Source organism: Sporolactobacillus spathodeae (assembly GCF_016908935.1).
GTDB classification, from domain to species: Bacteria; Bacillota; Bacilli; order Bacillales; family Sporolactobacillaceae; genus Sporolactobacillus; species Sporolactobacillus spathodeae.
The window spans coordinates 43025-60664 of sequence record NZ_JAFBEV010000015.1 but is presented as its reverse complement, the minus strand read 5'-3'; the positions used below and the strand labels follow the sequence as shown (position 1 = coordinate 60664).

General features: G+C 44.3%; 17 protein-coding genes. 13 read left to right on the top strand and 4 right to left on the bottom strand.

The window, feature by feature from the left end:
• The first annotated feature begins 578 nt into the window (after nt 1–578).
• From JOC27_RS08845 to JOC27_RS08795, 11 genes are all read left to right on the top strand, one after another.
• Nucleotides 579–779 carry a cold-shock protein gene (locus tag JOC27_RS08845; RefSeq protein ID WP_100488948.1) on the top strand — a complete coding sequence of 67 codons (201 nt, stop codon included), beginning with the start codon at nt 579–581 and terminating at the stop codon, nt 777–779.
• A gap of 500 nt (nt 780–1279) precedes the next feature.
• Nucleotides 1280–1825, top strand: a complete 546-nt coding sequence (locus JOC27_RS08840; RefSeq protein ID WP_205006930.1) for a beta-class carbonic anhydrase — start codon at nt 1280–1282, stop codon at nt 1823–1825.
• Between the two features lie 99 nt (nt 1826–1924).
• Nucleotides 1925–2125, top strand: coding sequence for an alpha/beta-type small acid-soluble spore protein (locus tag JOC27_RS08835; RefSeq protein ID WP_205006929.1), 201 nt, complete (start codon nt 1925–1927; stop codon nt 2123–2125).
• Nucleotides 2126–2312: 187 nt separating this feature from the next.
• Nucleotides 2313–3149 carry a Cof-type HAD-IIB family hydrolase gene (locus JOC27_RS08830; protein ID WP_205006928.1) on the top strand — a complete coding sequence of 279 codons (837 nt, stop codon included), beginning with the start codon at nt 2313–2315 and terminating at the stop codon, nt 3147–3149.
• A 419-nt stretch (nt 3150–3568) separates the two neighbouring features.
• A complete protein-coding gene (locus tag JOC27_RS08825; RefSeq protein WP_205006927.1) occupies nt 3569–4792 on the top strand; it encodes a metallophosphoesterase family protein in 1224 nt (407 codons plus the stop codon).
• Between the two features lie 85 nt (nt 4793–4877).
• Nucleotides 4878–7679: an ATP-binding protein gene (locus JOC27_RS08820; protein WP_205006926.1), complete on the top strand. Its 2802-nt coding sequence runs from the start codon at nt 4878–4880 to the stop codon at nt 7677–7679.
• Between the two features lie 127 nt (nt 7680–7806).
• Nucleotides 7807–8484: a response regulator transcription factor gene (locus JOC27_RS08815; RefSeq protein WP_205006925.1), complete on the top strand. Its 678-nt coding sequence runs from the start codon at nt 7807–7809 to the stop codon at nt 8482–8484.
• Nucleotides 8484–9875, top strand: a complete 1392-nt coding sequence (locus tag JOC27_RS08810) for a HAMP domain-containing sensor histidine kinase (RefSeq protein ID WP_205006924.1) — start codon at nt 8484–8486, stop codon at nt 9873–9875. Before JOC27_RS08815 ends, JOC27_RS08810 begins: the two co-directional genes overlap by 1 nt.
• Nucleotides 9866–10825, top strand: a complete 960-nt coding sequence (gene yhaM, locus JOC27_RS08805; RefSeq protein ID WP_205006923.1) for a 3'-5' exoribonuclease YhaM — start codon at nt 9866–9868, stop codon at nt 10823–10825. The genes JOC27_RS08810 and yhaM overlap by 10 nt, the downstream gene beginning before the upstream one ends.
• Before the next feature lie 202 nt (nt 10826–11027).
• Nucleotides 11028–11321: a hypothetical protein gene (locus JOC27_RS08800; RefSeq protein WP_205006922.1), complete on the top strand. Its 294-nt coding sequence runs from the start codon at nt 11028–11030 to the stop codon at nt 11319–11321.
• Nucleotides 11322–11588: 267 nt separating this feature from the next.
• The gene (locus tag JOC27_RS08795; protein WP_205006921.1) at nt 11589–11879 is read left to right on the top strand and encodes a sporulation YhaL family protein; all 291 of its coding nucleotides are present in this window, start codon (nt 11589–11591) and stop codon (nt 11877–11879) included.
• A gap of 320 nt (nt 11880–12199) precedes the next feature.
• Here JOC27_RS08795 and JOC27_RS13605 read toward each other — a convergent pair whose 3' ends face one another.
• A complete protein-coding gene (locus tag JOC27_RS13605; RefSeq protein ID WP_205006920.1) occupies nt 12200–13078 on the bottom strand; it encodes a peptidylprolyl isomerase in 879 nt (292 codons plus the stop codon).
• A gap of 642 nt (nt 13079–13720) precedes the next feature.
• On the opposite strand from JOC27_RS13605, the gene JOC27_RS08785 reads away from it, so the two are divergent.
• Both JOC27_RS08785 and JOC27_RS08780 read left to right on the top strand, forming a co-directional pair.
• Nucleotides 13721–14326: a YpmS family protein gene (locus tag JOC27_RS08785; RefSeq protein WP_205006942.1), complete on the top strand. Its 606-nt coding sequence runs from the start codon at nt 13721–13723 to the stop codon at nt 14324–14326.
• Between the two features lie 64 nt (nt 14327–14390).
• Entirely contained in the window at nt 14391–15623 is a 1233-nt protein-coding gene (locus JOC27_RS08780) for an aminopeptidase (protein ID WP_205006919.1), read from the top strand.
• Between the two features lie 210 nt (nt 15624–15833).
• Here the strand turns inward: JOC27_RS08780 and JOC27_RS08775 are convergent, their stop codons facing one another.
• From JOC27_RS08775 to JOC27_RS08765, 3 genes are all read right to left on the bottom strand, one after another.
• Nucleotides 15834–16238: a YtxH domain-containing protein gene (locus tag JOC27_RS08775; RefSeq protein WP_205006917.1), complete on the bottom strand. Its 405-nt coding sequence runs from the start codon at nt 16236–16238 to the stop codon at nt 15834–15836.
• A 170-nt stretch (nt 16239–16408) separates the two neighbouring features.
• Nucleotides 16409–16954, bottom strand: coding sequence for a tryptophan transporter (locus tag JOC27_RS08770; protein WP_205006916.1), 546 nt, complete (start codon nt 16952–16954; stop codon nt 16409–16411).
• 192 nt (nt 16955–17146) lie between these two features.
• Nucleotides 17147–17581, bottom strand: coding sequence for an HIT family protein (locus JOC27_RS08765; protein ID WP_205006915.1), 435 nt, complete (start codon nt 17579–17581; stop codon nt 17147–17149).
• Between the last annotated feature and the right edge of the window lie 59 nt (nt 17582–17640).

Sequence of the window (17640 nt, the reverse complement as noted above, 5' to 3'; positions counted from 1 at the left end):
AAAATCTACGAAATATGATGCGAGCAACAAGATCATTTGCCTGAAAACGGAGTGCGCGTTATTGATCTCGATAAGCACAGGGGGCTGAGATTTCTACCAAAGTTGACAAAGTGGTCTTTTGAGGATAAAATGAATGATGATCTAGTGTGGATGACAGATGATAATTCTTTTTTATGGATATACTGTTTTGTGTATGCTATAATGTGTATGTAAATGGTATGAAGCAGAGGAAGCTGCGCTGAATCATACTGGCTCGGTCAGAGGAACCGTGAGGATGAAAGAGAGGTAGGGCTTTCGTTGTTTCGGCGCCAAAGAGTGCTTTGATGTTTTGATGATTTTGTTTTTCATGTTAGGTCCAAAATTTTCATGCTTTGTTTAATAAAGAATGGCATTTATAATTCATGTATTATAAAAGGATTATCAATGTACTGTTACTTTATTGATATCTTTCTATAATATGTGAATTTTTTATTTCTACGGGCGGAAAGCTGAGCTTATTGTGCGGGTATCCAAAGATAAGCCTGCAGAACGCTTCCGGATAAAACATGCGCATATAAACATTTTTAGGGGGTTTTCTTTTGAAAACAGGTACAGTTAAGTGGTTCAACGCAGACAAGGGCTTTGGTTTTATTGAAGTGGAAGGCGAAAACGACGTATTCGTACACTTCAGCGCTATCCAGGGCGACGGCTTCAAGACTCTGGACGAAGGCCAAGCTGTTGAATTTGAAGTTGTTGAAGGCAACCGCGGACCGCAGGCAGCTAACGTTACGAAACTGTGATTCGTATTTAATGAAAAAAGCCGTTTCCCGTTAATTCGGGAAACGGCTTTTTTTGATCCGATTTTTTAAAAAAAGAAAGTATAATGATTTTTTGCACAAAAATGCAGCGCAGGTGCTAAAAGCGAGCCAAGTGAGCCCCCACAGATTTCGGTTTGTTTGAGGCGACGTGGCGGCGTCCACGGCAAGCGAGTGCCTAGAGCATAATTTTTACTGAAAAAGGACTAGGCATTGCCAAATTTTTCCCAAAAAAAGTCGAGACATACGCGCGGATTAATATTGATAAAACTAAGCTTAAACCGCATTTCAATTTACATCCAATCGCTTGATTTCTCTTACGTCGCCCGTGTTCATCCATTGTCATCATTTGTTTAACCAGAGAGTCCGGCAAAAAAACTGACAGCTTTTTGCTTCAATGCTTATTACTGGATCTTGCGTCAAGGATCTTTTATTATACATACTTGAAAAAAGAATACACAAAAAGTAATGGAGGACAATGATTAATGACACAAATGGATGAAATTCTGGCTTTTAATAAAGCATTCATCGAGCGAAAAGCTTATTTACCTTATAAAGCACCGAGCCGCCCAGTCAAAAAAATGACAATTGTGACCTGTATGGATTGCCGGCTAATTGAACTCCTGCCACAAGCTATGGGACTAAAAAATGGTGATGCAATCATGATCAAATGTGCCGGTGGAATAATTGATGATCCGTATGGCAATACGATGAAAAGTATTCTTGTGTCGCTTTACGAGTTGGAATCAGAAGCAGTCTACGTTATCGGGCACAGTGATTGTGGGATGCATGGTTTGACTGCAGACAAAATGATTGCTGACATTGAGAAAAGAGTCAACGATTCTGTCTTTGCTCGCGTTGCCGAAGATGGAAAAGATCTTCATCAATGGCTGAATGGTTTTCAATCGCTTAGCGATCAGGTTAACTCAAGCGTTGCTGTCGTCAAGAACCATCCGCTGCTGCCGCCGAATACGCCAGTGTATGGGCTGATTATCGATCCGGCGACTGGTGCACTGACCCTAGCCGACTAATATTTTCCTCCTTTGAGCCTTCCTAACATTTTCCAAGCGCTGTGCTGCATATAGGATTTCATTGTGGTACAAAATAGGGTTACAAGGGAGGTGAAACACATGGCAAATTCAAATTCCAATCAATTACTCGTGCCAGGTGTAGAACAAGCAATTGATCAGATGAAGCAGGAAATCGCCAACGAATTTGGTGTCAACCTTGGACCAGATACGACATCCCGTGCAAACGGTTCAGTTGGTGGAGAAATTACGAAACGTCTAGTCGCTCAGGCTCAATCGCAATTTGGCGGCTATCAGAAATAAGCTGAATCCGAAATGAAGTAAGTACGCTATGGTTCGATAACCAGTAAGGAGAACGGATATTTTCAAGCCGTTCTCCTTATTTTCCGTTTACTTCTCTGCCCGTACCCCTTGTTCTATTTATAGGCCATGGTTCATAAGCTTTCAACAGGAATAAGGGATGCTATCGATTCCGAAAAGGGGGAGGACCTTGGTATATCGCTTACTGGCTTTAGACATCGATGGGACTCTTTTGAACAGCAATGATCGTCTTGATCGCCAGACAAAGGAGGCCGTTGCATTTGCCCGCAAGAAGGGAATTATGGTGACGCTAGTTTCGGAAAGGCATTTTCATTCGGCGGCAAAAGTCGCTCGTGCCCTGAAGCTGACTCAGCCGATTATCACACATAACGGGGCGTTTGTTTCATCTTCCTTGGATAATCCGGTTTACACCAGTAAAATTGATCATAGTGTGTTAATTCAACTGGTTGAGTTTTTGGAAACCTATCCGTGCCAGATTCAAATTTCCCATGAACGGCTATCGGTCAGCAATCGCCCGCGGCAAAAAAACTTGATTGCCAAAATGACAATCGGCATGAATGAGCCGCTTTTCTATCCAGTAACGTATGTTGATACACTCAGTCAATATCTGCTGGAAAATTACGAAGGGGCGACCGATGTCAAAATCAAGTTGAATGATGAAAAAACGATGGACACGATTGAGAAGTCGATGCATGATTATTTTCCATCGTTGGCAGCGACGCGCGTTTCACCGCAAGATATTACGCTTGTTCGTCAAGGGACGTCAAAATTCAATGGCTTATTATTTTTTGCCGGCCAAATGGGTATTCCGCTTCATGAAATCGTTGCCGTCGGTGATGGCTCTGAAGACGCGGAAATGATTGAAAAAGTTGGTCTCGGCGTTGCGATGCGAAATGCCGTACCAGAAGTCAAAGAAAAGGCAGACTGGATTACGCGATCGAATAATATGGATGGCGTTGCTTATGTTGTCCGCGAAGTCTTTCGCAAACAATTGCGTGTGCATTAATACTAAAATTGTGTAATCAAATACGTTGATGAAACTCCTCATTCGAGGAGTTTTTTATTTAAAGATAGGCTCTGTTAAATATTAATGTTGATTTTCCCGAAAAAAAAACTATGTGTGAGACGCCTGCGGGAACAGCGTGCCAGACGGGCCTCGCAGATTATTGCCTGTTCGAGGAGGCTCGAGGGTAGCGCCCGCGGCAAGCGAACACATGACAAATAAATGATTGAAAACAACAACAGACTTTAACAGAGCCTAAAGATCAGCTTGCTGAGGCTGAGTGGATAATATTCAAACTACGGTGATTTACTTGCTCACAGAGCCGAATTCGCTCAACCTGCATGTATCCTCAACTCACCGATGATTGAGAACGTGTGATCGGTTGTGCTAAAATGGAAGAAAAAGGACAGGGACGAAGAATCATGATTCGATTTATTCATGCAGCGGATTTGCATCTCGATCGACCGTTTGAGGGATTATCTGATCTGCCTGCATCGATCCATGAACGAGTGAAAAACAGTATTTTTGAAGCACTGGATCAGCTGGTGCATCATGCAGTCATGGAAAAAGTTGATTTTGTGATTCTTGCTGGTGACATCTTTGATGATAGCCGGCGCAGCATCCGCGCACAAAAACAATTTATTCGGGCGATGGATGTGCTGAATCAATCTGATATCCCGGTGTGCCTTGTATTCGGCAATCATGATTATCTGGATAACCATTCGAAACGGCTTGACTTGCCGGCAAATGTGCATGTGTTCCCGGAACGGCCTGAGCCGTTTCGGATTGAAACGGCTTCTGGAGAAATAGCGGCTGTCTATGGATTCAGTTACCACCGTCGTCATATCAGCGAGGATATGGTCAAGTACTTTAAAAAGGACGGCAATGCGGATTATCATATTGGCATTCTCCATGGTGCTCAGCGGATGGCAGCTTCCGAGGATGTTTATGCGCCGTTTACGATCGAAGATTTACGTGCGAAAGCATTCGACTATTGGGCACTCGGTCATATTCATAAACGTGAGTCACTCGCAAGTGATCCGCCGATTGAGTACAGCGGCGATATTCAAGGACTGTCGATTAAGGAAACGGGAGAAAAGGGGATCTCGCTCGTCGCACTAGACGCATCAGGGGCCCATGTGCAGTTGCTTCCGACCGCGAGTATTCTTTGGGAAACTGCCGAATTATCTATCGCACCGCCGCATCTGAACCTGAACGACATTGATGAAGCGCTTAGTCAGGTCAGAGAGAAAAACCGTTTGCGCGATCGCGCAGTATTTCTCCGCGTTAAGGCAATTGTGACGAAGGCGGAACAAGAAATGGATGTTCTCGAACAAGAGATCAGTGATTTGATCGACGCCGGAAATGATGCGGAAGTTGATCGCAATAACTTTGTCTGGCTGCTTGACGCTTCAATCGATATTAAACCGATATGGTCCCATGAAGAAATGCTTGCGCGCCCGAATTTTATCGGCGACTTATTTCGGACGATTGATGCCCAGACTGATTTGGAGCCAGTTGTCCAGCCACTGCTTGCCCATCGCCAGGGCAGAAGATATCTTCGAATGCCTGATGACAATGAAGCGATGGAGATTCGGCAGAAAGCAGAGCAGATTCTGGCTGAGGCCTTGCTGCGCAAAAATTAACGGAATTTTTGGCAGAACACAGCAGATTGGCGCCTTTACGTCGAAAGGCAAGGGTTTCAAGGACTCTGAAAAAAGAAGGTGTTACATGATGCGGATCAAGAAGCTGGATATCAATCAATTCGGTTCATTCGAGAAAAGAAGCATTCGTTTTCCCGACTCGCCATTTGTGATTGTTTACGGGGAAAACGAGGCCGGAAAATCGACATTGATGCATTATTTGCTCTGTGTTCTTTTTGGATTTCCTCAGCGAAGCACGTGGATCAAATGGGGACGGGATTGTTCTGAGGAGCGGTTCGGCGGCGCTGTTACATTTGAGACGAGTGACCGAGAGATATACCGAATGGAACGACTATACAGCAATGGAAACACGCCGTCACTTCGCGATATCAGCGGCAATGATATTTCAGTGGCTGAATTTTTTGCTCACTTTGATCGCTATCTTTATGAAAATGTGTTCTGTTTCGATCTAGATGGGCTGCAAGGTATCGAACGATTCCGTCCGGAACAATTGAATAATTTGCTGCTTGGCGCGGGCATGCTCGGCAATCAGACAGTGTCGGATCTAGAACAGACACTAGATAAAAAAATGAATGCATTGTTTAAGAAAGGCGGAAAGATCCCTGATATCAATAATCTTTTTCACGAACTGGATTCAACTGAAAAGGAATTAAAGAAATGGGAAGAAAAACTGGATGCTTTTCAAGAACTTCAGGAAAAAATAAAAAAAGATCGCAAAACGCTGGTAACATTGGCTTCAGACAAAAAAGCAGAGATGAAATGCTACGAAAAGTGGAAAATATACAGTCGACTGATTCCGCTTTGGGCTAGCAACCGGGCACTCTCAGAAGAGCTTGAAAAAATGATGGGTCTGCCGGATTTGTCTTCGGAATGTCTCGAACAGCACCGTGCACTTTGTGATAAAATTCAATCACTGGAGGAGGATCTTGCAGCGCTTCGAGAAGAGAAAAGTCTGTTGGAAGAACAATTGAACGCGGTTCGTCATCAGCCGATTTGGTGTAATAATGAATCGCGCATTGTGGCGTTAAGCCGGGCTGCCATTATTGATGAACAGAATCAGATCGCGCTCGGTCAGCTAAAAAACGACCAACAGCATGCAACCTCAGAATATTCCGTATTGATGGCGCGACTTGGTAAAGGCTGGACCCCTGAACGTATTGAAGTAGCATCTATTGACCTTAGTTTTCAAAAGGAACTGAGCCATCGGATGGCGTCTTGGAAAGAAAAAAAATCCGAAAAAGAAAATGCTCAATCTGAAATACAGATGCAGCATGAACGCATGCGACAGATGAAGGAGAAAATGGATGTCCTGCAGCAAGACAGGTATACTGAAACTTCTGATCGTCGCCAGAATTTGTCAGCAAATCATTCGTTCAAGTCGGCCATTATCATGCCCCTAGCGGTTGTCTCTGTCATCCTTGCCCTCGTAGCCGGGGTGATCCTTGGAATAGCGGCAGCGCTCTTTACTCTTGCAACAGGGCTTCTCTGCATGTTTCTCGCTGTTTTTGTTGCCGGAAAGAAGCGCCCGTTCATGGACGCAAACACTGCTGCATTCGCGCAGCAGCGCCAAGTGGAGCGGGCGATGCTTGCTGATCAGTTGGATTTAGCGCAACGCACGCTTACGCGACTGGCTCAGCAGCAGGAGAAGGCGGAGCAGGAACAGCTACAACAGACACGAAATTTATCGGACTGGCTGCATGTACACGGCTATCCTGCAACCGATGATTTCGAAAGTATGCCGGCGCTCGTTGCACTGCTGATTGAATCCCGAAAAGCAATTGATCAGCTCCGCGGGCTGCAAACTGAAGCTGAGGAACGCCGCGCAGAACATCAGAACTTTCTCCAGACTCAGGATAAGCTCGCTCGTGATCTTGGCGTATCAGGTGCTGATGTGCGATCCATGGAGCAAAGGCTGAAAAAGGAAAAAGAAGCGGAGAATAAACGTCTTGCACGCGCCAATCAGCTTGATTTTTATATAAAGAAAATAACGCTTGGCGAGGAACGTCTTCAGAAACTGATGGAGGAAAAAGCGCGGCAGCTCAAGCAGGCTGGCGTGGCAAGCAGCGAGGCCCTCAACGAACGCGCCAAACAGGTTAACCGGCGTGAGGAGTTGCTGGACAAGCAAGGACGGCAGCAATTGCAAATGTATGAGATCGCAGGTGGAGAAGCATCGTTCCATGCCTGGATTGACGATTTGAAATCGGCGAAGTGGGATTCTTTTTCAAAAGAGGAATTCAGCAGCCGATTAACAGCGCTCGAACAAGAGGAAGATACGCTTCGAGAGCGTTTGATTCAAGAGGAGTCGACCTTAAAAAGTCTTGAGTCGGGTGACAGCTATCGAGAAACAAAGGATCGGTTTGCTGCACTACAAACGGAACTCAAAAATAAAGCAGATAAGTGGTGCGCCTATCAGACGGCGCGGTGGGCGATTCATGAAGTCAAGAACAAATATCGGCTTGAACGCATGCCACAGGTACTTGAACGGGCGGGACATTATTTGGAAGCCATCACTTGTGGCACTTACCATAAGCTGGAATTGACGGATTCAGATGGATTTATTGCTTGTCGACAAGATGGACATCGCTTTTTTGCATCGGAATTGAGCCGTGGAACTGCAGAACAGGTATATCTGTCGCTTCGGTTCGCTTTGACGGATATGTATCGGTTTGGCCAAGAACACCTGCCGATTATCGTTGATGAGGGTTTTGTCAACTTTGACGAGCAGCGCGCGGAACAGACTTATCAAGTTCTTTCCCGTCTGTCTGCGCAAAGACAGATTATCCTGTTCACCTGTCATTATTCGGATTATTTGGATCAGCATCCCCAATCGGTGCTTGCCCTGTCTGAAATAAAGAGACGTGTGCTCTGAATTCGTTGCCTCTTTTCGGCACGGATTATGAAAAATCTTCACGAACATTCACGGCATGCAGCTACATGGTATAATTTCAAGTAAAGCAACCCGCATGAAATCTGTAAACTATAAGGATGAGTGGATTATGGGTGAACCAATTTTTCAAATAAACCTCGTGGAAGATGAAGAAAGTCTGTCTTCTTTACTTCAAGCCTATATGGAGAAGGAAGGCTGGAACGTATCCGTTTTCCATACCGCAGAGGAAGCAGTCAAATTTATGCATAATGGTGTACATCTTTGGATTCTCGATATTATGCTTCCTGGGATGAACGGCTACGATTTAATTAAGAAAATAAAAGAGAATCATTCGGAACAACCAGTTATTTTCATCTCGGCACGCGATCAGGACTTGGATAAAATTATCGGTCTCGAACTTGGCAGTGATGACTACTTAGCCAAACCGTTTATGCCCAGAGAATTAATTATTCGTGTTAAAAAATTGCTTCACAGAGTCTATGGGAGCGGCATTCATGAAAACCGGTTGACGATTTCTAAATATCAAATTGATGTGGTCAAGCGCAAAGTTTTCGATGAAGGCGAAGGTGCTATCGAACTGACCACCAAAGAATTCGATGTATTGCTCTTTCTCGTTGAAAATGCGAACGTCGCTAAATCAAGACGTGATATTCTCGAAGAGGTATGGGGAAAAGATTATGTCGGATCCGATCGTGCGGTGGATGACGTTGTTCGCAGAATTCGACGAAAATTAAATCGGTTATCGCTCGAAACCGTATACGGTTCCGGCTACAGGGTTGTGTCTTGATGTTCCGGCTCAAATGGACGTTGACGAAACGAATCTGGCTCTCATTTGCCTTTCTTATTTTCTTGATGGGGCTGATCATGGCTGTTGTTTACCCTTTCTTGATAAAAAGTGCGCTGAGTGAAGATGCGTTTGCAACGATTGAATCGGTGCAAAGAAACGGCTATCAATTTCCAGGCGATTACAGCTTTGGCAATGCAAAAGACGGGGCGCTACGTCAGCAGGATGAAAAAGTTGTCGGAAATCTGCAGGTCGATCAAAATAATCAATTGGTTTACGGAAATCCGATTGCCCCTTCGATTTACCGGGAAATGCTACAAAAAGCGAAACATCAGAACAGTGAATCCGGTCATTATACCGTGCAATATAAGGGTGCAACACTCTATTATGTCATTAAACGGATCGATGATAATTCCGGAAACGGCTATTACATCTCTTTTATGTGGGATACGTATCCAAATACGTTGATGCATATGCTTTGGTGGCGGATGATTTTTATCTTCATTATGGTTGGAATTCTCAGTTTGGTTATCGCTTTTTGGCTGGCAAGGTATTTGAAACGTCCGCTTGATATTCTCGGACGTCGTTTTGAGGAAATTGCACGGATGAATTGGGAAAAGCCTTTTGAGTGGAAAGGCGATGAGGAATTCGAACGATTATCTTCACAATTCGAAAAGATGCGCCTGAACTTGATCAATTATGATCATGCGCAGAAAGTTTTTCTCCAGCAGGCCTCACATGAGCTAAAAACACCGATTATGGTTGTGCAAAGCTATGCCCAATCTGTCAAAGACGGCATTTTCCCGAGAGGCACGATCAACGATTCCATGGATGTCATTATTCATGAATCAGAGCAGATGGAGAAAAGGGTCCGCAAGCTGATCTATTTTACACGTTTTGATTCGCTGCGTAATCAGCAAATGAAATTGACGGAAGTTGTGTTCGGCACGCTCGCTGATCGCATCAAGCAACGTTTTATAACCCAACGCCCGGATATTAAAATTCAGGTTTCCGGTGAGTCCGTTCGTCTTTGGGCAGACTTGGAGCAGATGCAAGTCGTCCTTGAGAATTTGGTTGAAAACGGCTTACGCTACGCAAAGCAAAATCTTTGGCTTGCAGCAGAACAGAGGAATGGAATGACCACGATTACAATTAAAAATGACGGTCAGCCAATTCCAAATTCTGAGAAGCAAGCGTTGTTTGAGCCTTTTAAAAAAGGAAAAAAAGGCCAATTTGGTCTTGGTTTAGCGATTGTCAAACGGATTATCTCGGCACATCAGGGGAAAATTGAGATTAACAATCTTGACAATGGGGTTGCTTTCGTTATTCGCATTCCGAAAAAACCGGATCAGCGGAGAAATGATGGAGTTAGAGGAAAGGGAGGATGGAAGTGAGCGGTATTGCATATTGCAAGGAGGGCGATCGGGTCCACGAATTTCTGTTAATTAAGGATGTCAGCAAGGGGACGGCGAGTAATGGGAAACCTTTTCTGACCCTTATCCTTCAAGATAAAACGGGGGATGTTGAAGCGAAACTCTGGGGCATCTCTAATGAAGATGAGAAAAATTATAGTGTTGGTGCGGTGGTTTTGATTGAGGGTGACATGACCACATTTCGCGGTCGTAATCAACTCAAGATCCGAAACATTCGCTTGGCGAACGAACAGGATGAAGTCGTAAAAGCCAATCTTGTTATGTCGGCACCTTTATCGGCAGAGGCACTAAATGAAAAAGTGACACAATATCTTTTTGAGATTAAAAATCCAGTGATTCAACGGTTAACCCGATCGCTGCTCAAAAAAAATCAAGAGGCATTTTTCGATTATCCAGCTGCGATGAGCATTCATCATAATTTTCTTTCCGGATTAGCCTACCATGTTTGCTGCATGCTTGATATGGCAAAATCTGTCGTTCAGCTTTATCCTGAAGTGAATCAAGATCTGTTATATGCTGGCATTATTTTGCACGATATGGGTAAATTGAAGGAATTATCCGGTGTTACGGCCACGACTTATACGCTTGAAGGCAATATGCTTGGCCATATTTCGATAATGGTCGACCAAATTGGCGAAGCGGCACGGGAACTTCAACTGGAAGATAAGGAAGAAGTGCTCCTGCTCCAGCATATGGTGCTGAGTCACCATGAGAATCCAGAATGGGGCAGTCCGAAGGCACCGTTGTTTAAAGAAGCAGAAATCCTTCATGTACTTGATGATTTGGATGCGAAGATGAACATCATGACGCGTGCCTTACGTAAAACACGCCCAGGGGAATTTTCTGAACGGCTCTTTGCTATGAATAACCGTAGCCTGTACCGACCCGTTTTTGAAACAGAAAACGAGTAAATAGAATACACGATGCGAAGGGTGCCTGAAAATCGATTGTAATCGATGACTCTAGGACACCCTTTTAGATAAAGCATAAGGTTTATCGCTTCCTGAACCAGCTCGAATTTGCCTGGCGATGGTTTCTGCACCCACTCAGTACTGATGACTGAGTTCAGCCGCTGGTGGCTCTATCATTCCATAATAAGAATAGGGAACTTCTATGTTTAAAAACAAGAAATTAAGTCGGAAAGAACAAGAAGATGCCATTTTAGAAAAAGTCTTTAATCTTATTCTTGATGAACAAACACAAGATGAGGAACGCGATGCGTTAATTCCTTTAAAAATGATGTTGTTTGTTCATTCGTTTATTACCCTGTGTTCGCCCTTTAATAATAGGCTCTGTAAAATTTCAATGTTGATTTGCCGAACAAAACAATGTGTGAGAGGCCTGCGGGAACAGCGTGCCAGACTTTCCTTTGCAGATTATTGCCTATTCGAGGAGGCTCGAGGGTAGCGCCCGCGGCAAGCGAACACATGCCAAATAAATGATTGAAAACAACAACAGACTTTAACAGAGAGCATCCCAGTGCTAATAACTGTGATGCTTTTTTTTATGGACTTTAAACTTATTTTTCCAACGCAGCTTTCGTTAGTGTTGTGGCAAAATTGAAGCGGCGCTTGCAAAACATGTGGTTCATTTTTGCATACTTGTCCCGTTTCAAACATAAAGTTAACTGACAGGTAAGCCAATCTGTGAATTTCCAAAAAGGAGATGAAGGAAATGAAGCAGATCAAACGCTCGCTTTTTGCATTGGCGTTGCTTTTTCTGCTATTTATCGGGCAGCAATTCGGTTTGATCGGTCCACTCCTTACCAGGATGAGCCATATTGCTTGGTGGGTTTATCTTGTTATTGCCGGTATTCTCTTCAGTGGCTATCAAGCTTATGCATTGACGAAGCAAGATCAAGTCATTGATGACCAATGGAACGAACAGCAGGGAGATGTTTATATGAAGCGGATGCAAGATGAAAAAGAACGGCGCAAACAGGCGAAAAAAACGAAAGCAATTTAGACCCGCTTTCGCTTTTTTTTTGAGAATGGATAAGATTCTGCACGAAAAAATGCAGCGCAGGTGCTCTGGCGCCTTGCGGGAGAAGCGAGCCAAGTGAGCCCCCACAGATTCCAGCCTGTTTGAGGAGACGCGCGGCGCCCGCGGCAAGTGAGCAGCCGGAGCATAATTTTTGCAATAAAAGACTTGGCGTAGCCAAGTCTTACTTAACATGCTTGAATGAAACATGGCATCGTGTGACCAAAAAAGATGCCTCAAGCTCGAAAAATCGGCTTTGAGACATCCTATTTCTAAAATGGGGTTGATTCAGTTTAGAAAATGACTTATTGAGCAGTTGTCGTCGTTGAGCTACTGTTGAACAAATTTTTGAAGCTCTTGTCGTTGACTTTGATGTTTGCTTTTTTAATCAAACTGTTCATGACAGCAGTTTGAGATTTTTCTTTGCTTGCAAGATAAGCGTCTTTTACGGAAGACTTCAGACTATTATAATCATCGCGCTTGCCTTCAAGTTTGATGATGTGATAACCGCCATCACTGCTTGCGTAAACCGGTGCGCTAATCTGTCCGACTTTCAATTTCATCGCGGCATTGCTGAAGGCTGCAACCATTGTCGACTGTTTGAACCAGCCAAGTTCGCCGCCTTTAGCCTGTGAACCTGTATCAATCGAATATTTTTTGGCGAGCGTGGCAAAATCCGCGCCGCTCTTCAGTTTCTTTTCGATCATCTGTGCCGTTTTCTTTGACTTCACAAGAATATGGCGTGCCTTCAGCTCAGTCAGCTGAATTTTATTCTGGTTGTAATAGCTTTGCAATGCTTTGTCGGTGACTTTAACTCCAGCTTGCTGCGCCTTTGTCATCATTAGCGAATCTTTAATTTGTTTTTTGAATGAACTTTTCGTCAGGCTGTTTGAAGATAGAGCTTGTTCAAATTGAGCTTCAGTAGAGAATGTTTTGCGAACCTGATCGTATTTGGCATTCACCGCTTTTTGCGACACAGGGTAGCTCTTCTCAAGCAGTTTTTCATAAACAAGGTTCTGCAGCACGGTTTCGCCGCTCTGTTTCTTTAATGCATCATAAAATTCTTGTTTGGTGATATTGCCGCTCTTGGTTTCAACAACGGCAGCGTTATCACCGCTGTTGCCACAAGCTGCAAGGCTTGATAGGCCGACAACCGCGGCTAAAATAATGATTAGTTTCTTCACTCTGTCCACTCCTATTATATTTGTCCCCGTATAAAAACCTTCGCAGGAACATGTATTTATCCGTCGCATTGCTTGTCCGGAATTCGATGATTGTTTTCCTGCTCACGGCTTCATCCTTGTTTATTTTAACCGAAAGCACAAACAAATGCGAGGAAATGCAAAATAATGGGTAAATAAATTCCTTTCTGATACTTTCTCATGACAGCCATTGAGAGGCAGACGTCTGCGCGAGTGGCAGACACGAGAGAAAATCACTGCTCGCAAATTGCTGAGTAAATGATCTATAATATATGAATCGTAAAGCCATTAAGTGCTTGATCCATGATTGCCTCCTTTTGGAATAATTAATAAGAAAAAATAGCGAAGGCGCAGGATGGCCTGCGGGAAAAGCGAGCCAAGTGAGACCCCGCAGAATTTAGCCTGTCTGAGAGACGCGCGGCGCCCGCGGCAAGCGAGCAGCTGAAGCGCATTGTTGCAAAAAAAGATTTGGCGAACCCTATTTTTCTTATTCAGACCATGAAAAAAACCTAGCTTTCCTATCTAGGAGTTCACCAATGGGTATCTGTTTATTCAATTTTGACGGATATAGTTTAAAATTTGCTTAACGATGAGCGATGAGGGGAGCCAATATTTGTGAATGAAATGAGACGATCCTCAAGGATCAGAAAAAGTTCGAGTCTATGGCGTGCCGCCTTCTTTACCTTGTTGTTCTTGGTGGTGGCGACTGTAGGAATTGCCCTGTATTATTTGTCGTCTGGCTTTTCTGGCGACAGTGGAACACCGCAAAATTTTAGCGATCGTCAAACGAATCGGGCGATTTTCAGTGTTCAGGCAAATAAGGAGCAGCTGCAAAGCTTGATTAATCAGCAAATTGCGGACAATCGTGATAAACGGCTGAGTTATCACGTGGCAATTGGCGATCAGGTTGTCCTTAAAGGAAGCTATAAACTACTGTTTACCGGTATCCCATTCTCATTATCCTTTGAACCAGTCGTCAGTAATGGTGATATTATTTTGAAAGAAACCGGTGTGCGATTGGGTGATGTCAAATTACCGGATGAAGAAGTACTTGCCTTTCTCAAAAGTGGCACAAAGTTCCCCAAATGGGTGGCCATTCAGCCGGCTAAAAAGCAAGTCTACCTGAATCTGACTCGTGTTCAGGTGCAGAAAGGACTGTACCTGCGGGCGGAGACGATTAACCTGCCGCAAAACATTGTTTCTTTTTCCGTCCATCAGAAAAGCAAGTAACCCAGCAAGATGAATGAAATAGACCAAACCATTAACCTTAAATAGTATCTAGGAGGGATCGATCATGAGAACTTTTGCTCAGAGTCTTGAGAAATATGCGGAATTAGCTGTGTCTGTCGGTGCCAATGTTCAGAAGGGACAGAATGTGGTCATTAAGGCACCCGTTGATGCGGGTCCGCTTGTCCGTTTAGTGACGGAAAAAGCGTATCTTCGCGGAGCGCGGCAGGTTTATTTTAATTGGACGGATGACGGACTCGATCATCTTCGGCTGATGCATGCCTCAATGGAAGAAATAAGCGTTTACCCACAGTGGAAAGCGCAGTATCTTGAAAACTTGGTTCGTGGCGGGGCGGCATGCATTGATATTCGAACGACGGGCATTGGAGTGACTGACGGTATTGATTCTGCGAAAGTAGCTGCTGATCAAGATGCCTATTGGAAGGCGCTCCATACGTATTATGATTTTCGCATGTCTGATCGGGTGAGCTGGACGATTCTAATCTATCCGAGCACTGAATGGGCGAAAAAAATGTTTCCTGGGAAAATCCGTGAATCGGCGATAAACGATTTATGGTCGGAAATATTCAACTTCACGCGCGTTAATCAGCCAGATCCGGTGGCTGCCTGGAAAATGCATTTGGCGAATCTAGAAGAGAAAAAGTCGGTTCTTAATCAGAAGAAGTTCCGCAAATTGCATTACAAAGGACCAGGCACGGACCTTGAAATCAGTTTCGACGCGCAATATCATTGGGACGGCGGCGCTTCTGAGACGACGGATGGTGTGACTTTCGTGGCGAATATGCCAACCGAGGAAGTGTATACCTTGCCGAGTAAGACCGGAATCAATGGCACCGTGCGAAGCACGCGACCGCTCGTCTATGCGGGAACACTCATCGAGGGTATAGAACTGACGTTTAAGGATGGCCGGATCACGCAGCTACACGCCGATGCTGGTGAAGAGGTGCTTCGTCAAATCGTTGAGACAGACGAAGGCGCGCATTATCTTGGCGAAGTCGCGCTTGTAGCTAATGATTCGCCAATTTCTGCTTCAGGCAAAGTTTTTTATACGACGCTATTTGATGAGAATGCCTCTTGTCACTTAGCAATTGGAAAAGCTTATCCGACATGCCTCGATGGGGGTACGGAGATGACACGTGAAGAATTAAATGCCCATGGTGCTAACGACAGTCTTGTTCATGTTGATTTCATGATCGGATCCGGGGAACTAGATATAGATGGGCAAAAAGAGGACGGCAGCTGGGAGCCAGTGTTCCGCCAGGGATTATGGGCTTTCTGATTTGGTAACGCTCTAACGCCTTGCGGGAAAAGCGAGCCGAGTGAGCCCCCAAAGATTCTAGCTTGTTTGGGGATGCTCGCGGTACACTCGCGGCAAGCGAGCAGTCGAAGCTAATTTGCTGAGAAAATTGAAAAATTCAATTGAATGAAGTAAAAAAATTAAGGCTTCGCCATGGTCCACAAAGGACTTGGCGAAGCCTTAATAGCTCTCTCAGAGCGAAGGTGGTGTTTGTTCTTCGCCCGGCTTTTTTTCCGGTGCCTGTTCGGTCATTTTATTACTCAATTTTTCTTTAGCTGCTTCAAGCTGAACCACGTTGTTTTTAATTCGGGTCAAGTAAGGCTGGATGTCTTCTTTCCAATCCTTAAGCAGATTGCCAATGTCAGAAACCGTCGATTTTAAGACAGGAACGCTATCCTCTTTAAGGGCCATCACTCGTTCTTTGACTGCTGAAAGATTGTTCGCTGCATCCTTTAATGGCTGCTGGAAGTTTGATGCCTTTTCCTTTAAGTCATTACGGAATTCTTCGCCCCTTTTCGGTGTTGTTAGCAGTACAGTTGCACCGCCAACCACGCCACCGATAATCGCGCCTAACGTATAGGAAAGAAATTTGCCCATTTTAAGTTCACCCCAATTTCCAAATTTACGCTTCTTTATATTATTATACCCTAGCAACCAGGGATTATCACCCAATAGGTGATTAAGGATATGTCGGTTTGAAGCAAAAAATAACCCCCTCTTTGATTGGAGAGGGGGTTATACAAAACATATTAGACAGTGATCTCAGATTACCGAGCAGGTGTCGCAGCAATTTTGATAAAGCCGGCGCGTTCGCCAATCTTGATAACTAGCGGATAGAGCGCGGCAAAAAGAATCAAATTCACGGCTGCAGTTGGAAGAACCATGCCAACGAACATTGCCAGGAATAATGCTGCCGGAAGATTGGCGATCAGAATTGCCGCTGTCAGAAATATCGTTCCGCTCAGCACAGTTCCGAGTCCAGCAATCACGACGCTCAGCGCATATTTGGCTTTGCCTGTGGCTAAACGCGACACCAAAGTGAAAATCAAGAAAACGACGGAAGCCGTAATTGTTTTATCAATGACATTTGGAAAAAAACCGCCAGGAAGCGATGTTGTCAATCCAGCAAGAATTCCAGCAACAAGTCCAATCACAAGAAAGCTTTTCTTGTCGGCAAAAAAGACAAGCGCCAAGAATAGCATAACAAGTGAAAGATCGGATTTCATCCCAAAGATAATTCCAGGAAAAACAGCATGCAAAACGGTTCCAATGGCAAGAAACAATGCGACAACAATCAAATTTTTCAACTTCATAACACTAATCTCTCCTCAATCTATCTAAGCTCTTATTCCTCCGGCGGTGCCCTTATGGCCTGCCGCGAGGTGTAAAAATACTATACACTCTCATTCAGAAAAATGCAACAGATTTCAGTGCATTTTCATAGGAAATGATTTTCCTGTCACAAGACGGGGCAGAAAGTCTGCTTGAATATCCATTGCAGACAATTATTTTTCGAGATTTTCGGCGATCGATGCCGCCATTGCTGTCCGATCGTCATTGGAATAGTCATCCATATGGCTGGTAAATGTAAAATGGAACGTGTCCTCCGAACCGTAGCGTGGAATCAGATGGATGTGATAATGAAGAACCGATTGGCCGGCCGGTTCGCCATTATTATTCAGCACATTGAGCCCAACTGGATGAAAGGTCTTCTTTAGGGCAGAAGCAATCATTGGGACACGCTTGTATAATTTAGCGGCAGTCTCAGCATCCAGTTCGAAGATGTCTTTCTTATGATTTTTCGGAATGACGAGCGTATGACCTTTTGTCACTTGTCCTAAATCAAGGAAAGCAAGTACATCGTCGTCTTCGTACACCTTGGCACAAGGGATTTCGCCCTTAATGATTTTGCAAAAAATACAATCGTTCGCTTCTGACATGGCAAACATCCTTTCTGAACTCACTCATAAATTGTCTCTATTTTATCACAATTCTCATT